The 10,975-nt window shown below is 74.0% G+C and carries 9 protein-coding genes; 1 reads left to right on the top strand and 8 read right to left on the bottom strand.

Going from position 1 to position 10,975, the window contains the following annotated elements; all coding sequences use genetic code 11:
• Window positions 1-90: 90 nt before the first annotated feature.
• A complete protein-coding gene (locus ACGFRF_RS04700; RefSeq protein ID WP_393737146.1) occupies window positions 91-1,200 on the bottom strand; it encodes a DUF2510 domain-containing protein in 1,110 nt (369 codons plus the stop codon).
• A gap of 495 nt (window positions 1,201-1,695) precedes the next feature.
• Between ACGFRF_RS04700 and ACGFRF_RS04695 the strand changes: the two genes are divergently transcribed.
• Window positions 1,696-4,377 (top strand): ATP-binding protein, encoded by a 2,682-nt coding sequence (locus ACGFRF_RS04695; RefSeq protein ID WP_393737145.1) that lies wholly within the window; start codon window positions 1,696-1,698, stop codon window positions 4,375-4,377.
• A gap of 34 nt (window positions 4,378-4,411) precedes the next feature.
• Here the strand turns inward: ACGFRF_RS04695 and pcaD are convergent, their stop codons facing one another.
• The 7 genes from pcaD to ACGFRF_RS04660 are packed head-to-tail and all read right to left on the bottom strand — an operon-like array spanning window position 4,412 to window position 10,877.
• Window positions 4,412-5,539 carry a 3-oxoadipate enol-lactonase gene (gene pcaD, locus ACGFRF_RS04690; RefSeq protein ID WP_393737144.1) on the bottom strand — a complete coding sequence of 376 codons (1,128 nt, stop codon included), beginning with the start codon at window positions 5,537-5,539 and terminating at the stop codon, window positions 4,412-4,414.
• On the bottom strand, window positions 5,536-6,882 hold the full coding sequence (pcaB, locus tag ACGFRF_RS04685; RefSeq protein WP_393737143.1) for a 3-carboxy-cis,cis-muconate cycloisomerase: 1,347 nt from the start codon (window positions 6,880-6,882) through the stop codon (window positions 5,536-5,538). The genes pcaD and pcaB overlap by 4 nt, the downstream gene beginning before the upstream one ends.
• Window positions 6,879-7,481 (bottom strand): protocatechuate 3,4-dioxygenase subunit alpha, encoded by a 603-nt coding sequence (gene pcaG / locus ACGFRF_RS04680; RefSeq protein WP_393737142.1) that lies wholly within the window; start codon window positions 7,479-7,481, stop codon window positions 6,879-6,881. Before pcaG ends, pcaB begins: the two co-directional genes overlap by 4 nt.
• A 5-nt stretch (window positions 7,482-7,486) precedes the next feature.
• Window positions 7,487-8,260 (bottom strand): protocatechuate 3,4-dioxygenase subunit beta, encoded by a 774-nt coding sequence (gene pcaH / locus ACGFRF_RS04675; protein ID WP_393737141.1) that lies wholly within the window; start codon window positions 8,258-8,260, stop codon window positions 7,487-7,489.
• 18 nt (window positions 8,261-8,278) lie between these two features.
• Window positions 8,279-9,481, bottom strand: coding sequence for a thiolase family protein (locus tag ACGFRF_RS04670; RefSeq protein WP_393737140.1), 1,203 nt, complete (start codon window positions 9,479-9,481; stop codon window positions 8,279-8,281).
• Entirely contained in the window at window positions 9,478-10,122 is a 645-nt protein-coding gene (locus ACGFRF_RS04665) for a CoA transferase subunit B (protein ID WP_393737139.1), read from the bottom strand. Before ACGFRF_RS04665 ends, ACGFRF_RS04670 begins: the two co-directional genes overlap by 4 nt.
• Entirely contained in the window at window positions 10,122-10,877 is a 756-nt protein-coding gene (locus ACGFRF_RS04660) for a CoA transferase subunit A (RefSeq protein ID WP_393737138.1), read from the bottom strand. Before ACGFRF_RS04660 ends, ACGFRF_RS04665 begins: the two co-directional genes overlap by 1 nt.
• Between the last annotated feature and the right edge of the window lie 98 nt (window positions 10,878-10,975).

The raw sequence follows: 10,975 nt of genomic DNA, 5'->3' as shown, positions 1-10,975 counted from the left end.
GGCGGGGGGCGCCCCCCACCCCCCGGCCGGGGGGGGCCCCCCCCGGGGGGGGGGCCCCCCCCCCCGCCCGACTGCTTCATCCGGAAGCCGTCAGACGTCCTGGCCGTTCCCGCCGCCGGACGAGACCTTGATCCCCCGGAGGATCTCGTCGATGACGGACACCTTCTGGCCGACGTCCACGCCGAAGCGCACCACGACGATCTGCCGGGCGTCGTTGGGGGAGGGGAAGGCGACCGACTCGACGTAGCCGTCGGCGCCCTTGCTGGTGACCGCCTTCCAGCGCACCAGGTAGCCCTTCTGTCCGGCCACCGTCACCGCCTTGGACGCCAGCACCTCGTGCGAGGTGATGCTGCCGTAGGTGGTGCCGCCGTACGACTGCTTGGCGTTGGCCGCGATGTCCGCCTTGGCGACCTTCTCGGCCGTGTCGTCGTCGATCCCCAGCGCCACCGCCGGAGCGGTGTAGGCGCCGCCGGCGGTGCACGTCTGGTCGCTGTTGCCCGGGCACTTGTAGGAGTTGTCGGAGGTCACCTGGGCGCCGACGCTGATCGCCTGGCCGGTCCAGCCCTGGGGCACCGGCAGGCTGATGCCGTTGACCGGGTCCGGCACCGTGCCGCCGCCCTTGACCTTGGGCGCCTCGGACTGCTTCGGCGACGGCGAGGCGCCGCCCGAGCCGCCGGACCCGCCCGAGCCACCGGACCCGCCGGACCCGCCCGAGTCCCCGGACCCGCCGGACCCGCCGAACGGCCCGCCCGGGCCGCCGTCCTGCCCCTGCCGCGACCCGGCGCGGTCGCTGCCGCCGTCGTCCTTGGAGAGGGCGTACACACCGACTCCGATGCTCGCCAGGACCGCGGCCGCCACCGCGACGGCTATACCGGTACGCAGCCGGCGCCGCGGTCCGGCCGCAGGCTGACCGGGATACGCCGGATACCCCGGGTAGGCGCCGTACCCGGCGGGAGCCGAGGGCGCCGTGTACGGCTCCCCGGCGGGAGCCGAGGGCACCGGGCCGGCCGGTTGCGCCGGGTAGCCCGCTTGCGGGCCGCCGGGTGGCTGCGCCTGCGTCGGGGGACCCCATGCGGCGGCCGTCCCGGTGGGGCGCGTCTGGTCCGTCCAGGCCCTGCCGTCCCACCAGCGCTCGGTGGGCGGACCGTCATTCGTCTGCCCGGGGTCGGGGTACCACCCGGGAGGAGTCACCTGCGTCATGTCCCCACCGTATGAGGCGACGGTGAAAGCGGGATGAGAGGATCCGCCGCCAATCCCGCGGACCGGAACATTTCGCCCGGGTTTTCTCCGTCACTCGTCGGCGCTCGGCGACTGCCCCGGCTCCACGGCTCCCTCTCCGCCGCCTCCACCACCAGCCGCCCGGACCCGCGCGCGTCCGCCGACGGCTCGGGGCGGACACCGTCGAGCAGCCCGGCCGCCCGCGGACACCCGGCGTCGATCAGTTCCTCGCCGGTAACCGACCCGGCGGCCACCGTCCGTACCGTCGGCCCGCGCAGCCGCCCGAAACGGCCTCCCACAGCCAGGGTTGACGGTCCGTCCGGTGCTGACCGGCTGGTCGGGCCGGATGCGCGTCGCCTGCCCGCACTCACTTTCACCCGGCGGGGCAACAGGTGCCCCGACCGGCCACCACACACCTCAGCGGACGACTACGCTCGTGGTCTGTACGTCATTCGGGCGACCTGGGGAGGTAACGGGATGACGGAGGGACGGCCGCCGACGACCGCCTCGGCTCCCCTGTGGGAGCGGGACGCGGAGATCGCCACCGTCGCACAGGCAGTCGACCACCTGTGCGCCGACCGGCAGTCCGCGGGCGGTCTGCTCGTCTTCCGCGGCGAGGCCGGGCTCGGCAAGACGGCGCTGCTGGCCGAGACGCGCCGCATCGCCGAACGCCGTGGCTGCACGGTCTGGTCCGCCCGCGGCGCCGAGACCCTGAGATCCGTCCCGTTCAACGTGGTGCGGCAGTTGCTCCAGCCCGCGCTGTTGTCCTTGCTGCCCGAGGAAGCCCGCGAATACCTCGGCGACTGGTACGACATCGCGGGCCCCGCCCTCGGCATAGTCGACCCCCAGGAAGGCCGCCCCGACCCGCAGTACGTGTGCGACGGACTCGTCGCGGCGGTGCGCCGCCTCGCCCGCCGCGAATGGCCGCTCGTGCTGCTGGTCGACGACGCGCACTGGGCCGACCAGGAGACGCTGCGCTGGCTCGCCGCGTTCGCCGAACGCCTGGAGGACCTGTCCGTCCTCGTCGTGGTCGCCCGCCGGCCCGGCGAGGTCAGCGGGGACAGCGCCCGCCACCTCGACGCGGTGGCCGCCGCCGCGGGCCGTCCCGTCAACACCCTCAGCGCCCTCACCCCCGACGCCACCGCGGGGCTCACCCGGTCCACCGTCGGCCGGCACGCCGACGACGCCTTCTGCCGCGAGGTCTGGGCCGTCACCGCCGGCAACCCCTACGACACCGTCGAGCTCCTCGCCAAGGTGCACGACAGCGAACTCCAGCCGGTCGAGGCCCGGGCCGGCGAACTGCGCGCCCTCAACCGCGCCGCGCGCGGCGGCGGACTGGTCGACCGGCTCAAGGGCCTCGGCCTGGAGGCCACCCAGTTCGCCTGGGCCGCCGCCATCCTCGGCACCCACATCACCGTCGACATGGTCGCCCGCCTCGCCACCATGGACGACGACATCGCCCGCCACTGCGCCGAACTCCTCCGCAGCGCCCGCATCCTCGCCGAGTGCGACCCCACGACCGGCACCGAGTACGAGGACGGCGAGCTGGAGTTCGTCCACCCGCTGATCGCCACCGCCGTCTACAACTCCATCCCGCCCGGCGTGCGCACCGCCATGCACGGCGTCGCCGCACAGATCATCACCCAGCTGGGCCGCGGCGCCGTCGAGGCCGCCCGGCACCTGCTCAAGGTCCACCCGGACGACGACGAAGAACTCGTCGAGCAGCTGCGCGAGGCCGCGCGTGAGCACCTCGCCGTCGGCGCACCCGACGCGGCCCGCCGCTGCCTGGAACGCGCCCTCGAGGAGCCGCCCCGCCCCGAGGTCCACGCACACGTCCTGTACGAACTGGGCTGCGCCACCCTGCTGACCGCACCCGCCGTCACCATCGACCACCTGCAGAGCGCGCTGACCATGCCCGGCCTCGGCGGCGACGACCGCGTCGGCGCCGTCGTCCGCCTCTCCCAGGCGCTGCTCCACAACGACCAGCTGGAGGAGGCCGTCCGCACGGTCGAGGCCGAGGCCGCCCGGCACGACGCCGGCCCCGTCCGGATGCGGCTGCAGGCCATCCAGTACATGTGGGAGGGCATCCACGGCGAGACCGTCTCCCCGGCCCGCTCCCGGAGCCTCGCCGAACTCGCCCGCACCTGCACCGGCCGGGACAACGCCGAACGCGCCCTGCTCATCCTGCGCGGCTTCGACGCGATGACCCACGGCGAGAGCGCCGCCGAGGTCCTCGCACTGTGCGACCGGGCCCTCGTCAACGGGCGCCTCGCGCCCGGACTCGGCTGGACCGACCCCGAGTGGGGCATGGAACTGCTGATGATGCTGGGCAGCGCATACGCCTACGCCGACCGGCTCGACCGCGCCGAGAGCCTCTTCGCCGAGGCCCGCGGCGTCTACACCGGCGCCGGCTGGCGCGGCGGACACCTCTCCCTCGCCAACGCCTTCCTCGGCCTCGCCTACCGCAGACAGGGGCGGCTCAAGGACGCCGAGAACACCCTGCGCGAGGGCCTGGCGCTCGCCGAACGCGTCGGCCGCGGCCTGCCGCTGTACTGGTCCTCCACCTGCGGACTCGTCGACACCCTGCTGGCCCGCGGCCGCGTCGACGAGGCCTGGTCGATCGCCGAGCAGTATGGTTTCGCACCGCCGTACCCGTCCACGATCGTGCTGCCCGACATCCGCTCCGTGCGCGGCCGGCTGCTGCTCGCCGTCGGCCGCACCGAGGAGGGCGTCAACGAACTCGAGGCGGCCGAGAAGACCGCCGCCTCCCGCGGCGGCCACAACCCCGTCCTCGCCCCCTGGTCCATCGACCTCGCCAAGGCCCTCGCCGAGCAGGACCCGGCCCGCGCCGCCCAACTCGCCGCCGACGCCCGCCGGCAGGCCGAGCGGTTCGGCACGGACACCGCCATCGGCGAGGCCCTGCGCTGCGCGGCCGCCCTGGAGACCGGACAGCGCGCGGTCGACCTCGCCGGGCAGGCCGTCACCTACCTGGAGGCCTCACCCTGCCAGTTCGAACACGCGGCGGCCCGGGTCGAGTACGGCATCGCCGCCGGCTCGGTCGCCGAACTCGACCGGGGCCTGGATCTGGCCCGGGCCTGCGGAGCGGACGGGCTGGTGAGGCAGGCGCGGGAGGCGCTGGCGGCGGGGCGGGCGCGGTAGGACGGCCGACCTCCGGGCGACGGCGGGGGCATCCTCACACCTCGGGCTTCTCCTCCTCGGCCAGCACCCGCCGGGCCACCGCGAAGGCCGAGTTGGCGGCCGGCACCCCGCAGTACACGGCGGTCTGCAGCAGTACCGCGCCGATCTCCTGCGGGGTCAGCCCGTTGCGCCGCGCCGCCCGGACGTGCAGGGCCAGTTCGTCGTAGTGGCCGTGCGCGACCAGCGCGGTCAGGGTGATCAGGCTGCGCTCGCGGCGGGACAGCGTCGGGTCGGTCCAGATCTCTCCCCACGCGTAGCGGGAGATGAAGTCCTGGAAGCGGGCGGTGAACGCGGTCTGCCGGGCCTGCGCCCGGTCCACGTGGGCGTCGCCCAGCACCTCACGGCGTACGGTCATGCCGCCGGCGGGTGGACCGTCGAGCTGGGTGCGCAGGGCGGTGAGCACGGCCCGCGGGCACTGGGCCGGGGCCAGGTGGGAGGCCCCGGGCAGTTCCACCAGGGTCGAGGACGGCACCGCGTCGGCGATCTCCCGCAGATGCGCGGGCGGCGTCGCGGGGTCCTGCCGGCCCGCCACGAGGAGGGTCGGTACGGTGATGTCGCCGAGCCGGTCGCGCAGGTCGAAGGAGGCGAGCGCGTCGCAGCAGGCGGCGTACGCCTCGGGGTCGGCCTCGCGGTGGTCCCGTACGAGACGGGGCTCGGTGAATCCGGCCGTGAACCAGCGTGCGTCGGCGCTCTCCACCAGCCACTCCAGGCCGTCCCGGCGCACCCGTTCCGCCCGCTCCCGCCAGGGGGTCTCACCGCCGAAGTGGGCGGAGGAGCAGAGGACCGCCAGGGACAACAGCCGGTCGGGGTGGTGCACGGCCAGGTGCAGACCGACCGCGCCACCGAGGGAGACGCCCGCGTAGCCGAACCGGTCGATGCCGAGCGCGTCGGCGAGGGCCAGCACCAGCGCGGCGAGGTCGCCGACCGTCGCACCGGGTCCGATCAGATCCGCCGCCGAGCCCCCGTGCCCCGGCAGGTCCCAGCGTACGACCCGGTGGCGGGCCGACAGCTCGGGCGCGACCTGGTCCCACAGGGCGTGGGAGGTGCCGAGCGAGGGACCGAGCAGCACCGGGGGCGCGGAAGCAGGGCCTTCGTCGAGGTGGTTGAGGAGTTTCACGGTCAACGTCGCTCCAGTGCACGGTCGGTGAGGGCGCCGGCGAAGCCGGTGTAGCGGGCGGGGTCCGTCAGCTCGGCCAGATCCAGGTCCTTCACTTCCGGTTCGGTGGAAAGGAGTTCGCGCAAGGGTCGCTCCTCGGTGTGCGCCCGGTGGGCCAGTTCGGTGAGGAGTTCCTTGGCGCGGGCACGGCCGAGGCGGGGCGCCAGTGCGGCGGACAGCCGCTCGGAGACGATCAGCCCCCGGGTGAGGCCGAGGTTCCGGCGCATGGCCGCGGCGTCCACCCGCAGGCCCTCCGTCAGTTCGGCCGCGTCACGGGCCGCCCCGCCGGTCAGGCGCAGCAGTTCGCGCAGCGGCTCCCACTCGGCGTGCCAGGCCCCGGCCGGCCGTTCGTCCCCGGCGGCGAGGGAGCCGTACAGGACGGCCGCCAGCTGCGGGGCCCGGCGGGCGGCGGACGCGAGGAGGGTGGAACGCACCGGGTTGGCCTTGTGCGGCATGGCCGACGAGCCGCCGCCGCTGCCCTCGGCCACCTCACCGATCTCGGTGCGCGACAGCGTCAGCACGTCCTCGGCCGTCTTGCCGAGCGCCCCCGCGGTGAACGCGAGACAGCCGGCCAGATCGGCGACGGGCGTCCGCAGCGTGTGCCACGGCAACGGCGGTGCGACGAGGCCGGCTTCCCGTGCGTACGCCCGCGTCAGCGTGGTCGCGTCCTCGCTGCCGTACGCCTGGAAGGCGGCCGCCGTCCCGGCCGCGCCGCCGAGTTGCGCGGGCAGCGTCTGCCGTACCCGGGCGACCCGGTCCCGCGCGTCCAGCACCAGGGACCGCCACCCGGCCGCCTTCAGGCCGAACGTCGTCGGCACGGCGTGCTGGGTGAGGGTGCGCCCCGGCATCGGTGTGTCCCGGTGGGTGGCGGCCAGCAGGGCGAGGGCGCGCTCGGTGCGGGCGAGGTCGGCCAGGACCGCGTCCAGGGCGCGCGCGGCGACCAGCATGGTGGCCGTGTCCAGGATGTCCTGGCTGGTCGCCCCCCGGTGCACATAGGGGCCGTACGGCTCGCCCACCGCCCGGGTGAGGTCGGCGACGAGCGGGATGACCGGGTTGCCCCCGGCGCGGGCGCGCTCCGCGAGCGAGCGGACGTCGAAGCGGGCGGGGTCGGCCGCCTCGGTCACCGCGGCGGCGGCCTCGGCCGGGACGAGGCCCAGCGAGGCCTGGGCACGGGCCAGGGCGGCCTCGGCGTCGAGCAGGGCCCGCAGATAGGCCGTGTCGCTCGTCGCGCTCGCGGCCGGGGAACCGGCCCACCCCGGCCCGAGCAGGCCGCTGTCGCTGTCGTCGGCTGCTGCCGGAACCTCTGTCACTGGAACTCCAGGAAGACCGTCTCGCCCTCGCCCTGAAGGCGGATGTCGAAACGGTAGGTGGCGCCCGCCTCCTCGCCCGCGATCAGCGTGTCGCGCCGCTCGCCCACCTGGGTGAGCAGCGGGTCGGCGGCCAGCGCGGCCTCGTCGCCGGGCAGGTAGATCCGGGTGAACAGGTGCATGAGCAGCCCGCGCGCGAAGACGCAGACGCTCAGGTACGGCGCGCTGCGGCCGCGGGCGCCGGGCCGCAGCGTACGGGTGTACCAGTGGCCGTTCGCGTCGGTCTGCACGCGGCCCCAGCCGGTGAACTCGACGCCGTTGCGGCCCAGGTAGCCGCCGGTGGCGGGGTCGCGCCGGATGGAGCCGTCCACCTGGGGGACCGTGCCGTCGGGGTGCGGCCCCCAGACCTCGACGAAGGCGTCCGGCAGCGGCTTGCCCGCGCCGTCGAGGACGTACCCGTGCACGGTGACGGTGTCAGGGTGGCCGAGCGGCGCGATCTCCTCGCCGCCGCGGAAGGGCAGCGCGTAGCCGTAGAAGGGGCCGACCGTGTGGGACGGGGTGGGCAGCACCCGCTCAGGGCTGCTCGTGTCGATCTTCGTCATGGTGGTCAGCGTCCTTCTTCCGTCCAGGTGGCGGCCGGGCCGTCGAGCACGATGTCCCAGTGGTAGCCGAGCGAGAACTCCGGCACCGACAGGCTGTGGTCGTAGGTGGCCACCATCCGCTGCCGGGCCGCGTCGTCCGTCACGGACTGCAGGATCGGGTCGTACGGGAAGAGCGGGTCGTTCGGGAAGTACATCTGCGTCACCAGCCGCTGCGTGAACGCCGTGCCGAACACCGAGAAGTGGATGTGGGCGGGGCGCCAGGCGCCCACGTGGTTGCGCCACGGGTACGGGCCGGGCCGGACGGTGGTGAAGCGGTAGCGGCCCTCGGCGTCGGTGAGGGTGCGGCCGACGCCGGTGAAGTTCGGGTCGAGCGGGGCGTCGTGCTGCTCGCGCCGGTGGGCGTAGCGTCCGGCGGAGTTGGCCTGCCAGATCTCGATCAGCTGGCCGCGGACCGGGCGCCCGGCACGGTCCAGCAATCGCCCGGAGACGGTGATCCGCTCACCGATCGGCTCCCCGGTGTGCTGCCGGGTGAGGTCGTTGTCGATCTCGGTGACGTCGCGCTCACCGAAGGCCGGCGAGTAAAGCTCCACCAGCTCGGGGTCCTTGCTGGTGTCGATGGCGACCGGGGGCTGCTGCGGGTGGCGCAGCACCGAGGAACGGTAGGGCGCGTAGTCGCGGCGCGGGTGGTGCTCCACGGGAGCGCCGTCGGCGATCCGCTTCTCGTACGCGGCGTGCTCGGCCGCGATCTCCCGGTCGATGTCCTGCTGGGTGAGAGACATGGGGTACCTGACGCTTCCTTATCGTTCGAGGACGAGGGCGAGGCCCTGGCCCACGCCGATGCAGAGGGTGGCCACGCCGATGCCGGAGCCGCGGCGCGCGAGCTGATGGGCGACGGTGCCGGCGAGCCGGGCACCGGAGGCGCCGAGCGGGTGTCCCAACGCGATCGCCCCGCCCTGCGGGTTCAGGATCGCCGGGTCGAACTCGGGCCATTCGGCGAGGCAGCCGAGGACCTGGGCGGCGAAGGCCTCGTTCAGCTCCAGGACCGACAGATCGTCGAACGACCTGCCCGCCTTGCCGAGTGCCCGGTTGACGGCCTCGACGGGAGCGAGCCCGAAGTACCGCGGGTCGGTCGCCGACACCCCGGTCGCACTGATCCGGGCGAGGGGTTCGCGGCCGACGGCCTTCAGGCCCTCCTCGTCGGTGAGGAGCAGCGCGGCGGCGCCGTCGTTGAGCGGGGAGGCGTTGCCCGCGGTGACGGTGCCCCCGTCGGGCCGGAAGGACGGCGCGAGCTTGGCCATCGCGGCGAGGGAGGCATCGGGCCGTACGCATTCGTCGGTGTCGAAGTCGACCGGCTCGCCCTTGCGCCGCGGAACCGGGACCGGCGCCAGCTCCGCGTCGAACAGCCCCTGTTCCTGGGCGGTGGCCGCCTTGCGGTGGGAGGCGAGGGCGAACTCGTCCTGCTGCTCACGGCCGATCTTGTGCTTGTCGGCGATCAGTTCGGCGCTCTCGCCCAGCGGGACGGTCCACTGGGGGTCCATCCTCGGGTTGACCATGCGCCAGCCGAGCGTGGTCGAGTACAGCTCGGTGTGGGCGGCCGGGAAGGGCTTGTCGGACTTCGGCAGGACGTACGGCGCCCGGGTCATCGACTCCACCCCGCCCGCCACGGCGATGGAGGCGTCGCCCACGGCGATGGCACGGGCGGCCTGGATCACCGCCTCCAGGCCGGAGGCGCACAACCGGTTGACGGTCACGCCGGGCACCGAGGTCGGCAGGCCCGCGAGGAGCGCGGCCATGCGGGCGACGTTGCGGTTCTCCTCGCCGGCGCCGTTGGCGTTGCCGAAGCACACGTCCTCGATCCGGGCCGGGTCCAGGTCCGGGGTGCGGGACAGCAGCGCGCGGACGGCGTGGGCGGCGAGGTCGTCGGGACGGACCGGGGCCAGCCCGCCGTTGTAGCGGCCGATGGGGGTGCGGACGGCGTCGACGAGGTAAACGGTGTTCACAGCAGGTTCTCCGCGATGGTCAGTTCGGCATCGGTCCTGGCGACGACCTCGTCGACGCTCACCCCCGGCGCGGTCTCCACCAGGGTCAGTGCGCCGTCGTCGACGTCCAGTACCGCCAGGTCCGTGATGACGCGGTTCACACACGCCTTGCCCGTGAGCGGCAGCGTGCACTCCTTGAGGATCTTCGGGGAGCCGTCCTTCGCGGTGTGCGTCATCACCACGATCACCTGCCTGGCTCCGTGTACCAGGTCCATGGCACCTCCGATGCCCGTGACGAGCTTGCCCGGCACCGCCCAGTTGGCGAGGTCGCCGCCGGCGGAGACCTGCATCGCGCCGAGCACGGCGACGTCGATGTGCCCGCCGCGGATCATCGCGAAGGACAGCGCCGAGTCGAAGAAGGAGGCTCCCGGCAGGACCGTCACGGTCTCCTTGCCCGCGTTGATCAGGTCGGGGTCGACCTGGTCCTCGGTGGGGTACGGGCCGGTGCCCAGGATGCCGTTCTCCGACTCCAGGACGACCTCGACGCCCTCGGGGAGGTGGTTCGGGATCAGCGTCGGCAGGCCGATGCCGAGGTTGACGTACTGGCCGTCCCGCAGCTCGCGGGCCGCACGGGCGGCCATCTCCTCACGTGTCCAGGCCATCAGCTGCTCACCGTCCGCTGCTCGATCCGCTTGTCCGCCGCCTGCTCGGGGGTGAGCGCCACGACCCGCTGCACGAAGACGCCGGGCAGGTGCACCGCGTCCGGATCGATCTCGCCGGGCTCGACCAGCTCCTCCACCTCGGCGATCGTGATCCGCCCGGCCGTCGCGGCGAGGGGGTTGAAGTTCCGGCTGGACTTGCTGAACACCAGATTTCCGTGCCGGTCACCCCTCGCGGCCCGCACCAGCGCGAAGTCGGTGCGGATGGCGCGTTCGAGCACGTACTCCACGCCGTCGAACTCCCGTACCTCCTTCGGCGGCGAGGCCAGCGCGACCCCACCCCGGCCGTCGTAGCGCCAGGGCAGTCCGCCCTCGGCGACCTGGGTGCCGACCCCGGCCGGGGTGTAGAAGGCGGGGATGCCGGCGCCGCCCGCGCGCAGCCGCTCGGCCAGCGTGCCCTGGGGGATGAGCTCCACCTCCAGCTCACCGGCCAGGTACTGGCGGGCGAACTCCTTGTTGGCGCCGATGTACGAGCCGGTCACCCGGGCGATCCGCCCCGCGGCCAGCAGCACCGCGAGCCCGGTGTCCATCGCGCCGCAGTTGTTCGACACCACGCTGAGCCCGCCGACGCCGCGCTCGTACAGCGCCTGGATCAGCACGTTCGGCACACCGCCGAGCCCGAACCCGCCGACGGCGAGCGACGCGCCGTCCGGCACATCGGCCACCGCCGCCACGGCCGTGGCGACCACCTTGTCCATCCGTGAAGCCCCATCTCTCCGCGATTAATCAGCGCACTGAGTATTTCAGCGAGATGCACCCACACGCTGCCACCGGAGACGAAAGCCGTCAAGGCCTC

It is taken from the genome of Streptomyces sp. NPDC048521, from assembly GCF_043199855.1.
Taxonomy (GTDB): Bacteria; Actinomycetota; Actinomycetes; order Streptomycetales; family Streptomycetaceae; genus Streptomyces.
Note: the sequence above shows the minus strand (reverse complement) of the source record. Positions and strands in the feature narration are given on the sequence as shown.